The 16,460-nt window shown below is 41.8% G+C and carries 17 protein-coding genes; 8 read left to right on the top strand and 9 right to left on the bottom strand.

Going from position 1 to position 16,460, the window contains the following annotated elements:
• Window positions 1-72: 72 nt before the first annotated feature.
• Together V1499_RS10910 and V1499_RS10905 are read left to right on the top strand one after the other, a co-directional pair.
• A complete protein-coding gene (locus V1499_RS10910; RefSeq protein WP_409276099.1) occupies window positions 73-579 on the top strand; it encodes a sigma-70 family RNA polymerase sigma factor in 507 nt (168 codons plus the stop codon).
• Window positions 576-1,904 carry a DUF4179 domain-containing protein gene (locus V1499_RS10905; RefSeq protein ID WP_409276098.1) on the top strand — a complete coding sequence of 443 codons (1,329 nt, stop codon included), beginning with the start codon at window positions 576-578 and terminating at the stop codon, window positions 1,902-1,904. The genes V1499_RS10910 and V1499_RS10905 overlap by 4 nt, the downstream gene beginning before the upstream one ends.
• A gap of 116 nt (window positions 1,905-2,020) precedes the next feature.
• Here the strand turns inward: V1499_RS10905 and V1499_RS10900 are convergent, their stop codons facing one another.
• The 6 genes from V1499_RS10900 to V1499_RS10875 form a co-directional block, all read right to left on the bottom strand.
• On the bottom strand, window positions 2,021-3,256 hold the full coding sequence (locus V1499_RS10900; RefSeq protein ID WP_409276097.1) for a hypothetical protein: 1,236 nt from the start codon (window positions 3,254-3,256) through the stop codon (window positions 2,021-2,023).
• Entirely contained in the window at window positions 3,249-3,788 is a 540-nt protein-coding gene (locus tag V1499_RS10895; RefSeq protein ID WP_409276096.1) for an RNA polymerase sigma factor, read from the bottom strand. The genes V1499_RS10900 and V1499_RS10895 overlap by 8 nt, the downstream gene beginning before the upstream one ends.
• Before the next feature lie 234 nt (window positions 3,789-4,022).
• Window positions 4,023-5,021: an HAAS signaling domain-containing protein gene (locus tag V1499_RS10890; RefSeq protein WP_409276095.1), complete on the bottom strand. Its 999-nt coding sequence runs from the start codon at window positions 5,019-5,021 to the stop codon at window positions 4,023-4,025.
• Window positions 5,008-5,355 carry a PadR family transcriptional regulator gene (locus tag V1499_RS10885; protein WP_409276094.1) on the bottom strand — a complete coding sequence of 116 codons (348 nt, stop codon included), beginning with the start codon at window positions 5,353-5,355 and terminating at the stop codon, window positions 5,008-5,010. Before V1499_RS10885 ends, V1499_RS10890 begins: the two co-directional genes overlap by 14 nt.
• 628 nt (window positions 5,356-5,983) lie before the next feature.
• The gene (locus tag V1499_RS10880; RefSeq protein WP_409276093.1) at window positions 5,984-6,601 is read right to left on the bottom strand and encodes a peroxiredoxin; all 618 of its coding nucleotides are present in this window, start codon (window positions 6,599-6,601) and stop codon (window positions 5,984-5,986) included.
• A gap of 113 nt (window positions 6,602-6,714) precedes the next feature.
• Window positions 6,715-7,206: a redoxin domain-containing protein gene (locus tag V1499_RS10875; protein WP_409276092.1), complete on the bottom strand. Its 492-nt coding sequence runs from the start codon at window positions 7,204-7,206 to the stop codon at window positions 6,715-6,717.
• Window positions 7,207-7,302: 96 nt separating this feature from the next.
• Between V1499_RS10875 and V1499_RS10870 the strand changes: the two genes are divergently transcribed.
• Together V1499_RS10870 and V1499_RS10865 are read left to right on the top strand one after the other, a co-directional pair.
• Entirely contained in the window at window positions 7,303-8,625 is a 1,323-nt protein-coding gene (locus V1499_RS10870) for an oligosaccharide flippase family protein (RefSeq protein WP_409276091.1), read from the top strand.
• Between the two features lie 120 nt (window positions 8,626-8,745).
• The gene (locus V1499_RS10865; RefSeq protein ID WP_409276090.1) at window positions 8,746-10,161 is read left to right on the top strand and encodes a S1C family serine protease; all 1,416 of its coding nucleotides are present in this window, start codon (window positions 8,746-8,748) and stop codon (window positions 10,159-10,161) included.
• A gap of 120 nt (window positions 10,162-10,281) precedes the next feature.
• On the opposite strand, the gene V1499_RS10860 is transcribed toward V1499_RS10865, so the two are convergent.
• Complete coding sequence (locus tag V1499_RS10860; RefSeq protein WP_409276089.1) at window positions 10,282-11,349, bottom strand: undecaprenyldiphospho-muramoylpentapeptide beta-N-acetylglucosaminyltransferase; 1,068 nt, start codon at window positions 11,347-11,349, stop codon at window positions 10,282-10,284.
• A 260-nt stretch (window positions 11,350-11,609) separates the two neighbouring features.
• Here V1499_RS10860 and V1499_RS10855 point away from each other — a divergent pair, with 260 nt between their 5' ends.
• Window positions 11,610-12,161: a GNAT family N-acetyltransferase gene (locus V1499_RS10855; protein WP_409276088.1), complete on the top strand. Its 552-nt coding sequence runs from the start codon at window positions 11,610-11,612 to the stop codon at window positions 12,159-12,161.
• A 129-nt stretch (window positions 12,162-12,290) separates the two neighbouring features.
• On the opposite strand, the gene V1499_RS10850 is transcribed toward V1499_RS10855, so the two are convergent.
• Window positions 12,291-12,833, bottom strand: coding sequence for an HD domain-containing protein (locus V1499_RS10850; RefSeq protein ID WP_409276087.1), 543 nt, complete (start codon window positions 12,831-12,833; stop codon window positions 12,291-12,293).
• 171 nt (window positions 12,834-13,004) lie between these two features.
• Here V1499_RS10850 and V1499_RS10845 point away from each other — a divergent pair, with 171 nt between their 5' ends.
• Window positions 13,005-13,379: a nucleotide excision repair endonuclease gene (locus tag V1499_RS10845; RefSeq protein ID WP_316568783.1), complete on the top strand. Its 375-nt coding sequence runs from the start codon at window positions 13,005-13,007 to the stop codon at window positions 13,377-13,379.
• Window positions 13,380-14,144: 765 nt separating this feature from the next.
• The gene (locus V1499_RS10840) at window positions 14,145-14,735 is read left to right on the top strand and encodes a DUF421 domain-containing protein (protein ID WP_409276086.1); all 591 of its coding nucleotides are present in this window, start codon (window positions 14,145-14,147) and stop codon (window positions 14,733-14,735) included.
• Between the two features lie 74 nt (window positions 14,736-14,809).
• Here the strand turns inward: V1499_RS10840 and V1499_RS10835 are convergent, their stop codons facing one another.
• Window positions 14,810-15,631 (bottom strand): STAS domain-containing protein, encoded by an 822-nt coding sequence (locus V1499_RS10835; RefSeq protein WP_409276085.1) that lies wholly within the window; start codon window positions 15,629-15,631, stop codon window positions 14,810-14,812.
• A 500-nt stretch (window positions 15,632-16,131) separates the two neighbouring features.
• On the opposite strand from V1499_RS10835, the gene V1499_RS10830 reads away from it, so the two are divergent.
• Window positions 16,132-16,413, top strand: a complete 282-nt coding sequence (locus V1499_RS10830; RefSeq protein ID WP_409276084.1) for a hypothetical protein — start codon at window positions 16,132-16,134, stop codon at window positions 16,411-16,413.
• Window positions 16,414-16,460: the final 47 nt, after the last annotated feature.

The following is a 16,460-nucleotide window of genomic DNA, read 5'->3' as shown; positions in this document are numbered from 1 at the left end:
TTAGAAATAACTTCAAACCCAAGTGAACGAACTAACCGATTGGTGCATCTAATTTGTAAAGGAGGCTTGGAGATGAATGAGATTGAACTCGCCAGACAAGCAATCAATGGAAACGAAGCTGCTCAACTGCAGCTTTTGAACTTATATAAAGACCCAATGTATCGAATTGCATACAGTTATTTGAGAAATCAACATGATGCAAATGATGCTTTTCAAGAAATGACCTATCAGTGCTTAAAAAACATCCATAGAGTGCAGAAGCCAGAGTATTTAAAAACTTGGCTCGTACGGATTGTCATTAATACATGTTTAATGATGAGGCGCCGGAGAGAACGTGATGTCATAACGAACGACTTTCAAGAACAATCTCAGCATAAGGCAGAGCTATTTGAACTAAACGATGTCATTTCAAAGCTGCCCATTGAACAGCAGGAACTTATTCATTTGAAGTACTTCAAGGATTTAAAGAATAGTGAAATTGCGACCGTGCTAAATATTCCCGAGGGGACTGTTAAATCAAGATTACATAAAACGTTAAAGAAAATTCGTCATTTATTTGGAGAGGGGGGCATTTCATGAGCCAGTTTGATAAACAACTAGAACAAAGATATTTGGAATTACTAGATTCAGTACCACTGGAAACTTTACAGACAGAAGCACAGCTTATTGGATACAATCGATTTAAAAAACAGAAAACTCAACGCAAGCGCCTTTTTCAATCGACCGTCGCCTTTGCAATTCTTATGATTCTCTTGATTGGATCCATTCGGGTGTCCCCTGCTCTTGCACACGCAGTCGCACAAATTCCAGGTTTAAAGCCAATTGTAGAAATGATTGCTCTAGATAAAGGAATGGAAGATATAGTTAATAACGAATATTTTGAGCGAATGAATGAAAGCCAAACAATCGATGGAAAAACCCTTACGATTACAAGTGTAGTGGCGGATGAATCAGGGATGATCATTTCATATAAATTGAATTCGGATGAAGATTTAGCACTATTTACGGGCGTTATGCCGGAAATAAAGCAGAAAGATAAATTAGTAAATGCGGCAATTGGCAGTAATTGGACGGCTCAGTCCACAGGAACTTATGAGGTGGAAGATACAATTAATGTTACAACAGCTAGCCATCGTATGGACTATTCATCCCGGGATTTCGTACTTACACTATCGCTACGTGACCGGCCAGAAACAGTTTTTGAAATTCCGTTCACACTAAAAAAAGAAGTTAAACCATCCAAACGATACGCTGTTAACAAACAGGTCGTCGTCGATGGGCAACGCTTCACAGTCCATGAGCTGATTATTTCTCCGATTAGGTCCGAACTAAAAATGTCCATTGACCCATCAAATTCAAAGAAGATATTAAGCTTTGAGGATATTCGAATATATGATGAAAATCATGAAGAATGGGGAAAAATTAGACACGGTGTCGTTGGATTTGGTGACTATAAGGATGAGCAATTTAGTATCATGTTAGAAAGCAATTATTTTCGTATTCCAAAAGCCATTACAATTGAAATGCGGGAAATTGAAGCGATTGATAAAGCCGATGAATTTATTGTCGTTGATTTTGAAAAGAAAAAAGTGATTAGTCAGCCAGATAAGATTAACATCGCGCTTGAGATTAAGGATAACTATGAAATTGAATATAAAGTTCCTTCTTTTAAAAAGGATGAACATAAAGGAGTATTCAATCATTTAATTGATACTAGTGGCGAAATTTATCGTTCTTATAGTGTTTGGATCTCAAATCAAGAGAACCATATGTTAATTGGGCAGCATTTTGATCTAGAAAATGTAGAAAAGCTTCCAACTAATCCAGTAATGCTTGAAATCGCTCGCTATGAACAATATCTTAATGGAACTGTTCGTATCCAAGTAGAACTAGAGGGAAAGTAGATAATTTGCAAAGAACGTATACCCCTAAAGTAAAGCCGATTCAAGAAATGACCTTGAATCGGCTTATTTTTCCAAACAGAGAAAATATAAACCCAACTGTTCCAAGCATGAGATAACTACTCAAGTGAGGTATCTGGTTCAAAAATATCGATGGCCACTCCATCGTTTAAATGGATGTGAATCGTCCTTTCTTCCGTTTCGGCATTTCCTTTTATTTGATATGTTAGCTGTACCTCATAGCTGGGCTCCGCTTTGCTTGGAATTGTTTTGTCAATCGTAATCGTTTCATAGTCAATCTTATTATAAGTTTCAATCAGTTCCTCGATTTCGGATTCCATTCTTGTAAATGCGTACTTTTTAATTTCTTCCATGTCTTGTTGTTTAAGCGCATGAAGATACAGGATGAACACTTTCGCGCCCTCTTCTGACTGGATTGCTTTGGACAATTTTTGAAATAGGTCTTGGTAGTATGAATTTTCTTTTAAAAGTTTAGCGAGATCATAGTAGTGTTTTTCTAAAGGTGGTGGAGTTTCATTATCAGAGATGGTTGGAACGAATACATCAAAAACTTTGCTTTCACCATCTTCATACTCGCAATTAACAATTTGTAGGTTTTTCATATTCCAGTCTGAGGAGCGTAGATAGATAAATGAATGTTCCAATTCTACAATATTGTGACTCGTACCATATTGTAAATCGTCGTATTGCTCATGATAACCAGGTGCTTCAATAGTTTTAGGTCTATACAAGCTTGTTGGCTGTTGTGTCGTTTTTTTGATTACTCTACTACTAATATTGTATTGATGAGTATATACAAATTCATTAGACATAGACATATCGTCATTTCCAATATAGATTGTTGTGCCATCTTGCGATACAGATGCCAACATCATTGAGATGCCATATGACTTAATTTGCTCATATGAAATTCGATTCGTAACGATTGAATCTTGCATATTATATACGAGTACTCCGAATGTACCCTGCATAACTACTATGTTGTTATCGGCATATAAAAGCCGGGGCATTTCGGCACCAATATTCATTTGTTCAATGTCAGACAAGTCTACCGCTAATTCTTCACCCTCAGGTAAGTCATTACCAGAACCCTTCACAGCAGGCCCGTTTTCTGGACCCACAATAGAACTTTTCAGAAAGGGTAGGCTTAATACGAGAAAAATAATTGCAGCAGAAGCCAAAACTGTCCAATATACGGGATTAAACTTTCTTGATTTATGACTTCCTTGCTGGATTTTCAGGTGAATTTTTTCGCTTTCTTCAGCCGAAAAGTTAACATTCTCTTCTAAATAACTCTTCACGTTTTCTGATATCTTCTTATCAAAGTTATTCAAGTTTACTACCCCTTTCAAGTTTACTTTGAAGAGCCTCTTTTCCGCGTAACAGTCTTGATTTAACGGTATTTATGCTAATATTTAGAACTTCACCAATTTCCCTCATGTTCATTTCCTGATAATAATATAGAATGAGAACCTCTTTGTATTTTCCTGAAAGACTAGCGATTTGATCTATTATTTCCTTGGAATGTTGTTGCTGAATATACATATTTTCGGATGATTGACTTGTATTCAATGGATGAATTTCTGGTTTATAAATTAGATTCTTAATGCTCCATCGCTTACGATGATCTTTGCATTTGTTAATTGTGATTCGAATCAGCCAAGTCTTATAACTAGCTTCATGCCGAAACTTGTCCATATTTTTATAAAAAGTAATAAAAACTTCCTGAATAATATCTTCGCATTCAACTTGATCGTTTACATACAAATAGGCGATCCGTTTTAACTCAGATCCATACTTCAGCATTAACTGATGCAAGAGGATATCTTTAGTTATTTCTATATCATTACTTTCTTGAATAAACACCGCCGCCCCTCCCTTCAAAAGATTAGACGAATGTAAAGATGGCTTTGACCCGTTTATTTTATAGGCCTTTCATTTATCGTAAACTAACTAGCCTACAGAACACAAAAAACCGCCTTTTGTCGAAACCAACAAGGCGGTTAGTTAGTCCTATCCATTCTTCTGCTTATCGTTTTACCCTGGATGGCACTTTTGCAAAATTGTAAATGGCCGAGCATTATTATAAAGCAGGACATACTAATTTTTGCTTGCTTTGCGAAATGCATCAAATATATTGTATGCTGCTCCAGAAATCATTAAGAAGATTGCGCCGGCAAGTAACCACGTTTTAAACTGATCATTTGTAATGTTAAATAAATCCGCCATATAGGAAAGGAATTCAGCATTTAGAATGTTTGGGGTGACCAAGATTACGATAACTACGATCGTTTCAATGAGTTGGAGAACAGTAGTGTAAAGCGCCATTCGCTTCGTCCATCTCCCCTTTATCAATTTATAGAGGGATAGCGCTATTTCTAAAGCAATCATTATAACTACAATCGGCCAAAAGCGAAGCAGAACTTCCTGATTAAAAGCTGGGATTACAAATTCGAGCTCGCCTCTTCCGCCTTCATACACGCCTATTAAATGATCCGCATAAAAATAAACTGTTGCCGCAATTGCGGTCCACAATAAACACAGGAATACTTCAAAATTAGAAATGGCTTTTTTCTTAGGGAGATAAGTGACATTTTTCAGATCGTCCGGAGTCCATTTCTTTAGACTTGATGTTAACGGCTGATCGTCATTTCCTTTATCGACCCTTTCCAAAACCGCAAACACAATCGTTAACCAAAAGAAAACTTGGATGCCTACCTCAATGACTTTTGATATTCCTTTCCCGATAAGATCGAGTACCACATCCATTACAGCTTCATTTCCACTATATCCAATAAAAAATTGAGCAATGACGATGATGAAAGAAACCGCCGCCGCAATTGGAAAAAACATTTTTATCAGCGTCACATATACATCGAAATAGCGCGGCCCAATCAAGTACATAGGCCGATCCCGATAACCGTTTGCCAAACTGACTGGATTTCCCAATTTTTCCAGAACGACCTTCACGTCTTCCTGATTTGGGTCGTCCGGAAGCATATCCGATATGGTTGACTCCAACTCAAGCGCGATATCCTCGCGATTTTTCTCCGGCAGTCTTCGGGTAACTTCATGAATATAAATCTCAATTAATTTCATCGTCCTCTTCCCCCTTTAATAAGCTGTAAAGCTCATTTGTATTCTTAATCCATTCTTTTTTTAACTGCAAAAATAGTTCGAACCCATATTCACTTAAAACATAGTACTTACGGGGTCTGCTCTCGGTTGTATCCCAGCTGCTCGTCACCAACTCCTGTTTTTCCAACCGCCGAAGCAGTGGATACAAGGTACTTTGGTCGATCGGAATGCCCGAATCTTCCAGTAACTGAACAAGTGAATATCCATATTGGGGGGTTCGCAATTGGCTTAATACTGCCAATGTCAACGTCCCTCTTCTAAGCTCGATCATTAGAGAATCCAATAAATTACTCATTCACACACCTCATTTCTTTTACTATGTGTCGTACAGTATTTATCTTATACTATGTATCGTACAGTATTATTGTGTGGAAATCAATTACTTTTTCATAATGTTGGTAAAAATTTTTGGTTATCCTATTTCGATGGGTTGATTACCTGGGAAAAAAGAAGCACGCGTCAAATGTGAATGACGTGTGCATTTTGCAATTTTTATTGATTCTATTAACTGTTCCTGTGTCCGAATACCAACATGATTTGGACACGAATTAGAAAAAAGACCTCTCCCGTGTCAAAATCCCATCATGGAGCATCTTTGGACACAAACCCCTTGAAAATTCAATTCGCTGTCCAGTGACCCGCCTTCTTTGGACACAAACCCCTTGAAAATTCAATTCGCTGTCCAGAGACCCGGCTTCTTTGGACACGCAACCCTTGAAAATTCACTACGCTGTCCAGAGACCAGGATTCTTTGGACAGACAACCCTTGAAAATTCACTTTGCTGTCCAGAGTCCAGACTTCTTTGGACACATAACCCTTGAAAATTGTCTTTATTGTCCAGAGACCGGGCTTCTTTGGACACACCCCCTTGAAAAATTCACTTTGCTGTCCAAACAACATGAAACCATTGGATGCTGCACAATCAATACTTCCCAATATTCTTCGTATCGCGTTTGATTCCCGGGTTGCCTGGCACCCAGTTTGCGGGGACGCTTTCCCCTGTCATGCGGCCGTATTGGATTCCTTGGATGACGCGGAGGATTTCGTAGACGTTGCGGCCGACTTCGGGAGGGTAGACGAATTTGGCGCAGATTTTTCCTTCGGGGTCGATGATGACAGTTACTCTGAAGGAAGCGCCCGAATATTCGTCCAACGCCCGGTATGCACGGCAGATTGTATGAGTCCGGTCTCCAAGCAATGGATATTGTACCTTCATCGCGGAGGGGGACGTTTCTGTGAAAACCTTATGTGAGTATACGCTGTCCGTGCTGATTGCCAGCACATCCGTGTTAATGGCTTTAAGTTGATCATGAATGGCAGCGACCGCCGCCAATTCTGTCGGTCAGACAAAGGTGAAATTGCTGGGATAAAAGAAGAGCACGACCCATCGGCCGCGGTAATCGGCGAGGCGGATTTGTTTCATCTTCTTTTCGCGGTTGTCATATGCCTCGGCTACAAATAATGGAGCCACATCGTTCGTTTGCGCACAGAATGGGAGCTGCGACTCCCTTCCGCTCATCATATCTTTTTCATTTGCCATGGCTGCACCCCTGCTATCCAGATTAGGCTTATAGGTAAAAAGCCGTTCTCCGGTTAGTTTATGTGGGTGCACAAAAAACCGTACCGATGGACACACAGGTACGGTTATGTAACTTAATGGGTCTTTATTTTACCAAAAGCCTCAAAAACGGCTTCGTAATCGTCTTTCTTGTCGGCCTTGAACGATGTGTTCAGGTAGGCTATCTTCCCTTCTGTATCCACGATAAAGACGGACCGTTTCGCAACAAGCCCTTTGTCGTTGTAGACGCCGTAATCCTTTGCGGTCTGTTTTGTCCAGTCTGAAAGCAGTGGATACGGGAGTGTTCCCATGCTTGCGGCGAATACGCGGTGCGAATGGATGTGGTCCACACTGATCGCCAAGATTTCCGCGTTCAGCTCTTCGAATCGTTTGTAATCCTCTTTCCAAGAGGTGATTTCCTTAATTCAGCCAGGAGTAAAATCCATACCGTAAAATGCGACCAGAACATTCTTTTTTCCAAAAAAGTCGGATAGGGACAGTTTCTCGTACGTTGTTGCTTCCAGCGAAAAGCCGGGTGCCTTGTCGCCAATTTTCAATGCAGCCTCCAATAGGATTCCTCCTTCCATATTGATGCTGTTATTCTCCCCACTTTTCCCAACAATTAGCCTTGCCTCATAAAAGTCCGGCTCGTCTCATATCGTTTTATATCGGGGGTGGGTGTCGTGAGTACATTTTTGCGGGGGACGGCAATCCTGATCATTGCCGCCTTTTTGAGTGAATGCGTAGAGTTTTTGGTGAATATGCAGCTGGCGAAGGAGCTAAAGGAGGAAGGCATGGGACTGTATATGTCCGCCATGCCAGTCGTTTTCCTTATTTTTATCCTGGCAAGCCTGGAATTGCCGATTTCGATTTCGAAATACATAGCCGAACATAAACGGGAAACCCATTTGAGTCTCTTAAAACATGCGTTGCGGATTGGGCTTTTATCAACCATCTTTTTTATCATCGTGGTAGGCGTGGCTGCTGCGATTCCGTCCGCGTTCAGGAGGTTTCCGGCGCATATCCACTGGCTTTTGTTTGCCCTTGTGCCCATCGCGGCTTTTTCGTCGATTGCCCGCGGATACTTCATGGGAATCCAGCAGATGAGCAAAATCGCCATTTCGAATTTCTTGCGGAAGTTTGCCCAGCTTGGATTGCTCGTGGCCATTTTTCAATTGTTTGATTCGAGCCTTGAAACCTCGCTTCTCATTGCACTCGGAGCCTTGATTGGCAGCGAGCTGATTGTTTTTCTCTATCTATTCAGTTTTTTCTTGATTCAATTACGGGTTTTAAAAACGCAATCGCACGAGATCCTCTCTTCCAAACAGGCCCGGCAAAAACTGATGGCGGTATCGGTCCCAACCGTAGGCCTCCGGATTTTTCAGTCGTTCGTCAATGCGGTCCAGCCTTTCCTCATTCAGCTAACGCTTGTCCGGTCCGGGTTTACTTCACTCGCGGCTACTGAACATTTTGGGATGCTCATGGGGGTGGCAATGTCGATCGGTTTTTTCCCGGCGTTCATTGCCCATTCGCTTATGGTTGCGCTGATTCCGAATGTTTCCGATGCGTTCGCGCGTTCCGATTCGGCTAAGCTTCATGCCCTTTTGCGCCAGTCGATGTGGCTGACCATGCTGTACGGGACCGTTTCTATTTTTGTCATGTACATGTTTTCCGGACAATTGGCGGCGCTGTTCTTTTCCTCCCCTTCCGCGGCCTATTATTTAAAAATGCTTTGGCCATGCTTCCTGTTTCATTTTTTCATCATCCCACTCCAGGCGTATTTAATCGGCGCTGGACTGATCAAAGATGCATTCCTGCATAGCATTTGGGCAAATTCGATTACGTTTGCCGCAGTATTCGTTTTCGGGTCCATGCCAGGTTTGAATATGGACGGAGTCATTCTTGGAATGAACGCTGGAGCGGTACTTCAGGCGTTGCTTCATTACTTTACCGTTTGTAAGCGGATTGGCGTACGGACATGGCTTGTGGCCGGGAAAATGCCTTGATGAGATTGTTGAACGACGAAGATTTTCCCAACAAATAAAATTTCAAATATTCTAAAACTAGAAGGACAGCCACCTCCTAAATATGGTAATATTTAGTTATTCGTTTATAGGGGGTCAATCATGAGGAAAGTTTTATTGGCATTATTATTTTTACTTAGTTCGACATTCTTTTTCAACACCGGACAGGCAGCAGCCGCAGATGCATCCTTTTGCGCGCAATTTAAAGGCCAGTCGAAAATTTTCTGGAATGGGGTAGAGTTGAAGCCCGGCCAGATTGGCAGATTGACAGTTTTGCAGAATACAACGCTTTACAAGGTCAGCGGCGAACAAAAGACAGCTTCGAAAACTCTTAAAAAAGGCGAGTTTTATAGGATTTACGCCTTCAAGCCTGGCATGCTGAGCGTTGGCGGTGGCTATTACGTAAACCGTGATGCAAAAGTAAAGTATGAAACACCGAGCAAAGCAAAACTGGATGCGGTTAAGTGCATCAGCAATCCGACTGGAACCACCACTCCAAAAGACAAAACACTTACCGTTCCGGAAATTGTCTCCCTAAACGATGATAAAGTTGTTTTACTTAATGGAATTGCGGGACAAGGCAGCGGCGTCCTCATTAGCAAGAGCCTGATTTTAACAAATGAACATGTCGTAAGCCATAACCCGAATATGACAGCACTCTTCATTAACGGCCAGGAAATTGATATAGAAGGCGTTGTTGTAAAAGATACAAAAAAGGATCTTGCAATCGTCAAGCTTGCCACACCGGTATCGATTAAGCCAGTTACTATGGGAACAGTGAACAGCAGTAAAAAAGGCGACACAGTCGTTGCCATCGGAAGCCCAATTGGATTGCAGAATACTGTCTCACAAGGGCTGATCAGCAGTTTCCGTAGTGAAGACGGAGTCAGTCTCATTCAAACGTCGGCATCCATCTCATTTGGAAGCTCTGGCGGTGGATTATTCAATACAAAAGGTGAGTTGATCGGAATTACAACTGCTGGAATTTTTGGCACCAGCTTGAATTTCGCCATTTCCATTGACGAATCATTTGTTTGGAAAAAATATCTGGCAACAGAACATAAAAGCATAAAGGTTCTTCCAAAAGAAACATTGAAGGTTTACTTAAATGATGATATGTACGTTGGCATGACTAAGGAACAAGTGAAACAAGCCAACCTAGACTTCGGCAACCTGGCCGAGGAAACAGCGGATTATCTCGTTTTTGATGAAATCTCCTATTACGATTACCCGGTAATTGAAGTTTACAATTTCAAAAATGGAAAATTGGAGTCAGTGGCCGTTCTTTTCCTCATTGAGTTTGAGGACAATGCCGATGGGAAGGCATTCTTCGATGAAATTAAGGGCTACATTGAGGAAGATTGGGATGAAGCGGCAGATCGCGAGGATACAAATTGGGACGATAATATGATCGAAGCGACATGGAATGGTGATGACAGGGCTTCCGCAATGAGCCTGGTCGTTCTCCCTAAGGATGGCCAATTAGTTGCGTCATTAATTTTCCATGTAGAAAAGTAATAGTTGGTTATAAGGATAAACCCCCTCTCATTGCTGGAGGGGGTTTTGTTTGTGTTTTTTATTACGGACCTTTTCGAGTTTACTGGGATTTTCCTCTTGAAATGGTCTTAATACCGCTAATTACTTTACCTTGGAAATCTCCTCAAGAAGTATATCAAGCGCGTTTTGCTTGTAGGCAGCTTTCATTTTCTTTTTCACATCGGCGCTTTTATTCTTCAACTCCTCCATTGCGGCGAGAAGTGTTTCATCCGTCAGATTTTCCTCATTTAGCGTGAGGGAATAGCCCTTTTCCTCAAACGAGTGCGCATTCTGGATCTGGTCTCCCCTGCTTTGCTGAAGCGTCAGAGGGATGATCACCATTGGAATCTCGAGCGCGAGGAATTCGAAAATGGAGTTTGAGCCGCCGCGGGTAATGACCATATCCGTCGCGGCAAGGATGTCGGGCAACTCACCATGGATGTATTCGAATTGCCTGTACCCCTTCACAGACGCAAGGCTTTCATCCAAATTGCCTTTCCCGCAAATATGGGCAAGCTGAAAGTTTTCCAGGAGCTGCGGCAGGACGCTTCTGACCGCCTCGTTAATCCGCTTTGCGCCGAGGCTTCCGCCCATTATCGTAATCACCGGTTTTCTTGAATCAAATCCGAGATACTTCCGGCCTTTTTCGGCGGATCCTTCAAGGATTTCCCTTCTAATCGGGGAGCCAATTGCGGCTGTTTTACTGGCCGGGAGATATTTGACGGTTTCATCGAATGAAGTGAAAATTTTCGTTGCAAACCGCTGGGATATTTTATTGGCGAGCCCAGGCGTCAAGTCGCTCTCATGAATGAAAATCGGGATTTTCAGCGTTCTTGCTGCAATGACCACCGGGACGCTGACAAAGCCCCCTTTTGAAAAAACAAGCCGGGGCTTCAATTTTTTCAAAATCCGCCTTGCTTCAAAGCAGCCGCGGAGCACCCTGATAATGTCCTTCGCATTCTCCATGTCAAAATACCTGCGGAGCTTGCCACTGCTGATGCCATGGTAAGGGATGCCCGCTTTTTCCGCTAGTTCCCGTTCAATCCCTTTTTTGGAGCCAATGTATTGGATATTCCATTTGTTTTTATCAAGTTCATTGATTAAGGCAAGGTTCGGGGTCACATGACCGGCAGTCCCCCCACCTGTGAATACAATCGTCTTTTTTTTCATAATGCCTCCACTTTTCAATCACTGATGTTTTATATGTATGCAAAGCCTACTGCCCATTTTAACATCTTTTCGGGTTTGGTGGGAAATCACGAGTGGGTGGGCGGATTTTTCCAAAAAATAACCCACGGAATATCGTTGCAGGCTTGAAGTTATGTGGCTTTTTATAAAAGTAGTCCCTATCGTTCTGAATCTTTACCAACTGGCATTTTCTAAAACTGCCTTTAAGAGTATACTTAAAGAAAAAAATGGGAGATTTTATTATGTCCAAACAGGAACGTTTTTTAGAGTCAGAGAGGGTTTATCTCAGGCCATACAATTCTGGTGACCTGGATTTCTTTTATAAGGGGCTGTACATTTTCGAAACCCGAAAGCTGACCGGGTTGAAAAAGGTTTACTCCAGGGAGTTTATGGATGAATATTTTACGAAAATTAGCAAGGATGACAGCCGGATATTTCTTGTGATTGCTGACCCCCAGACAGATGAACTGATTGGCGATGTCGAACTGAATTGCATCGACCTGTTAAACCGCTCTGCCAATATCCGCATCCAGATTTCGAATGAAAACTACCTTTCCAAAGGCTATGGAACGGAAGCGATGCGCCTTCTGCTCGATTATGGATTCGGCGTCTACAACCTGCACAGGGTTGATTTGGAAGTTTACTCCTATAACCACCGTGCCATTCGGGCATATGAAAAGCTTGGATTTAAGAAGGAAGGCATCAAGAGGCAAAGCCATTATTACAACCATGAATACCATGATACGATTATGATGGGACTGCTTAAATCTGAATTCATGCCGATTAGTAGTTAAGTAGATTGTGAATGAGTAGAGGCCCGCCTTGTGGAGAACGGGCCTTTCTTTGGTGTTTGCTTTCGTGGATTCTTAAAGTTTAACAAAATAGTAATAGGAAACGGATTAGACCAGAGATTTTTGCCTCCCTCAGATTTTTCCGAAAGCGGTTTGGACGGCGGTTTTTAGTTCTTCAAGTAGCGGAAATGTTCCTTGGCTGCCGAGGCTGTCAAGGAGGCTTCGGTAGTACCATTCTTGTTTGTCGCGGCCCCGATTGAACCTGCTCCAAACTTCATCCCCTCCCTGAGCGACGTCGTCCAACATGGATGCAATATTGTGGAGTTTGTCGGCACAAGCGACTGCACGAATTTCGTTGCTGGTTGTTTTTAAAAATTCAATCGTATGCTCCTTCCGCTCCTCCCAACTGAGCGTTTTGTCGGGTTCCGAGCATCCGGCTACCACCTCTGCCACCTTTCGGCCAAATCTTTTTTCGATATCCTGTAAGGTGGCATCCGTATCCTCGACCGTATCGTGCAAAATTCCAGCCGCGACTAGCTCTTCGCTGTACCCATGCTTTAAAAGCAGCATCCCGACCGCCACTGGGTGGGTTATGTATGGCGTTTTCGTTCCCTTTCGGTATTGCCCTTCATGCGCTTCGGCTGCGAAGCGAAGTGCTTTGTCGATTAGTTGCATGTAATTGCCTCCTTTTTTAAAATGGGATATATGCCTGTAAAAAAAAGATTCTATATGATTTTATTCCATTTTATTGGGCTGAATCCTTTCTTGCTTTTTAAAAAAATCTTGGCGCTCTTGGTTTCTGTCCATTGCTTGTGGTAAAGTAATTGAAGATAAGGAAGTGATACGATGATAAAAATTGAACTGCCTGCACCTGATGTCGTCCTGACAAGAAAAAAACAACTGGGCGAACCGGTGGAGGCACCTATCAGTAGCAAATATGGCTTTACAGATTATAACCGGATTCCAAGGGACAAAGGCGGCATCATCTTGTTTTTTAACGCGGATGATGACCTACTGTTTGTCGGGAAAGCGCGTAAGCTCCGCCCGCGTGTGAAAAGGCACTTCGAGGACACGGTCTCACCTCTGAAAAACCACCGCGATGAGATCCACAAAATAGCCATACTGGTGGTCGACGAGCCTATGGACCGAGAAATTTACGAGACATATGCCATCAACACCATGAAGGCGAAATACAACATCGACAAAGTGTTCTACAAATAGGAATGACGCCCCGGTTTCGGAGGCGTTTTTCTTTTTCGGGGAACCTTTTTTTAGTCTGGATTTTTGTGAAGCACGGTTGAGTGACAGTGTTTGGCCAAATTTCGGAAAGGATGTCACATAAATCAAGACGAGTGATTTGGTTTAGGCAATTTTTGAAAATGAAGACATACAAATCTGGATGAGCGAATAACTATCCGGGCATCGGACATCTTTGGACACACATCCCTCGAAAATTCACTTTGCTGTCCAAACATCGAGCAGCTTTGGACAAACAACCCTTGAATATTCACTTCGCTGTCCAAACATCAGGCATCTCTGGACAGACATCCCTTGAAAATTTACTTTGCTGTCCAAACATCAGGCATCTCTGGACACACATCCCTTGAAAATTCACTTTGCTGTCCAAACATCTCGCTTCTTTGGAAACATCTCTTGAAAATAAAACCTGATTCTGAAACCAGCGGGCCTAAAACCGAGTTTGGTGCAGAATAAAGACCCGATTCTGACAGCAAAACGCCATTAACCGCTTTCGGTGTCAGAATTAACCCCTGATTCTGACAGCAAAACGCCATTAACCGCTTTCGGAGTCAGAATTAACCCCCCTGATTCTGGCAGCAAAACCCCAACAACCGATTTCTGTGTCAGAATAAAGCCGGCAAGGATTCACCGCAAAACCAGAAAAGATGTTGTTCACCACACAAAGAATAGAATCGCCCAAACTGCAAAATTTAAATAGGATACTTCTATTGGAAATTAGGTGATGGTGTGGATTTTATTTGGCAGTCGGCCGTTTTGATTGTTGTGGGGATAATCCTTTTGAAAATTGCGGGTCGGAAATCCATATCACAGCTGACCTTGGCCCAGACGGTGGTGATGCTTTCAATCGGTATGATCATCGTACAGCCGGTTGTTCAAAATAGTTTGATTAAAACCATTATGGTTTCGACTTTTTTTATCTTGTCAGTCGTCATCATTGAATATATGCAGGTAAAATCGAACGCTATGGAAAAATTCATCACCGGAAAAGCAAAGTTGATCATTAAAAACGGCGAGCTTGATACAAAAACGATGCGTAAATTGCGGATTACCGTTGACCAGCTTGAGATGCGCCTGAGGATACATGGGGTTTCGAACTTAAACGATATTAAGAATGCTTCCCTTGAGGTTAATGGGGAGCTTGGATACGAGTTGAAGGATGATGCGAAGCCTTTGACCGTGGGCGAATTTAAGAAATTGATGGATATGTATTTTCCGGGAGTACAGCCTGCCCAGCCCCCTTCTGAAGGAAAAAAAGGATTAAACCTTTTTGAGGAGCTTGATGGGGAGGAAAAAAAGAATCAGGATTATCTTCAGTGATTCAATACATACTCAATGAAAAGCCGCCCCAGATGCACATGGAGGCGGCCATTTTTAAAAAAGGAATAATGCGTTTATAAATATTTTTTAAGTGTTTCCTGCAGTGTTCCTTTCGTTTCGACCTTATCGGAGAAGTTGACGCCGGAGTGGACCATTTCCTTGACTAGATCCGGGCGCATACCTGTAATAATCGCTCTACATCCCATCATTTCAACGCCTTTCAAAACCCTTAGGAAATGGTCAATTACGTCCAATTCCATTGTGGCGATACCGGATAGGTCGATTACAAGGGATTGTACTTTTTGGTTTCCGATTTCGGTAAGGACTTTTTCCTCAATGGTCCGCATCCGATAGGCATCAATCAAGCCAATCAGCGGCAATACGGAAACTGTCGGGCTAACAGGAATGATTGGAACAGAAAGATGCTCCACCAATTTGCGCTGAGCATTCAAAAGTTCATCTTTGAATGTTGAATAACTTAGAAAAAAATTGTTAAGGAATTGGTCGATTTTGTCATTGATTTTCTTTTCGAGAACAAAGAAGTCATCTTTTTTCAGGAAGCTCTCGCTGTTTTCGTCAAATCGGGCAATGAATTGCCATAAAGTCCGGCGGATTGCCTGAATCCATTCAAGCTTGAAGGAAAGGGTCAGCGAATGCTCCGCCCAGATCATACCCTCTTGCTCGGCAAATTGGATTAATTCGGCTTCTTTTTCTTCAACAACGTAATTCACAAGCCTCTCCGCATTTTTCAATAGGTCAATGTTGCCTTGCCTAAGGATATCATTAATCTTAGAGGCGACCCCAACGGCTTCGGACAACAGCATTCCCTTAAACTCCTCGCGGTTCTCAAAGACGTATTCCCATATCTGGTTACCTAGATTGTATGTTGATACCATTATATTCTCCCTCGAAAAAGTAATTTTTGCGTAAACATAGTGTTAATGAAAGTATACAATAGCATCTTCGATTTTAAAAAAAGAAAGGCTTGTTATTTTTAGACAAGGAACTATTTACCTATTGTTAACGAGATTTCCATTGGAAATTTTCAAAAACCGGGACATTAACATCCCTCATGTTCTTAATCCACTATTTGCTAGCCGCTACGCTTGTTTACTACCTAGTATCGGTAAAAAAATAGATTATTTTTTTTCAATCCTGCAGGCGAGTCTCATACTTAAAGTACTTTATTTCAAAATTTTACAAAAATATGTATATATGAGATTAGCCATTGCAATCATGACTTGTAAAACATATTATTTAAGTATAGTGGTTTATTTTGGTATTTGTGTAAATCAACTTCCAAATTATTCAGGAAAAATGTAATTAAATTCCTTTCCATTTTATTTGCTGTGGCTCTTGTATCTATATACCCTATTCCAATAAGGAGATGAACATTTTGGCCAAAAAAATCGCTTTTGCTGCCGTTATCCTTTTGGCAGCTGGGATATTGGCTTTCTTTAATCCAACTAAAAACGACTATATCACCTATTCGAATGAGTACATGGTGGACTCCCATCCGGACAAAATAGAAAAAACCAACCTTCTGATTTTATCGATTTATACGCCAGTAATAGATGAAAAATATGGGGTTTCCCATCTTGGAATCATGGGACAGTTCATCGAGCTTTCCGAAGAGAACTTCAACTTGCCGATTTGGGTTGACTTCTTTTTCCCCTAGAACTTATAAGAAGACTGCCGGCACAGCTAGGCAGTCTTTTTAACAAA

It is taken from the genome of Neobacillus oceani (assembly GCF_046237595.1).
GTDB classification, from domain to species: Bacteria; Bacillota; Bacilli; order Bacillales; family Cytobacillaceae; genus Bacillus_D; species Bacillus_D oceani.
The sequence above is the reverse complement of the archived record's forward strand: the minus strand, read 5'-3'. Positions and strand labels throughout refer to the sequence as shown.

Coding starts and splice junctions, on each gene's coding strand:
- V1499_RS10850 (WP_409276087.1), bottom strand. CDS start 12,833: ATGCAACTAATCGACAAAGCACTTCGCTTCGCAGCCGAAGCGCATGAA.
- V1499_RS10910 (WP_409276099.1), top strand. CDS start 73: ATGAATGAGATTGAACTCGCCAGACAAGCAATCAATGGAAACGAAGCT.
- V1499_RS10905 (WP_409276098.1), top strand. CDS start 576: ATGAGCCAGTTTGATAAACAACTAGAACAAAGATATTTGGAATTACTA.
- V1499_RS10865 (WP_409276090.1), top strand. CDS start 8,746: ATGAGGAAAGTTTTATTGGCATTATTATTTTTACTTAGTTCGACATTC.
- V1499_RS10890 (WP_409276095.1), bottom strand. CDS start 5,021: ATGAAATTAATTGAGATTTATATTCATGAAGTTACCCGAAGACTGCCG.
- V1499_RS10860 (WP_409276089.1), bottom strand. CDS start 11,349: ATGAAAAAAAAGACGATTGTATTCACAGGTGGGGGGACTGCCGGTCAT.
- V1499_RS10855 (WP_409276088.1), top strand. CDS start 11,610: ATGTCCAAACAGGAACGTTTTTTAGAGTCAGAGAGGGTTTATCTCAGG.
- V1499_RS10845 (WP_316568783.1), top strand. CDS start 13,005: ATGATAAAAATTGAACTGCCTGCACCTGATGTCGTCCTGACAAGAAAA.
- V1499_RS10885 (WP_409276094.1), bottom strand. CDS start 5,355: ATGAGTAATTTATTGGATTCTCTAATGATCGAGCTTAGAAGAGGGACG.
- V1499_RS10835 (WP_409276085.1), bottom strand. CDS start 15,631: ATGGTATCAACATACAATCTAGGTAACCAGATATGGGAATACGTCTTT.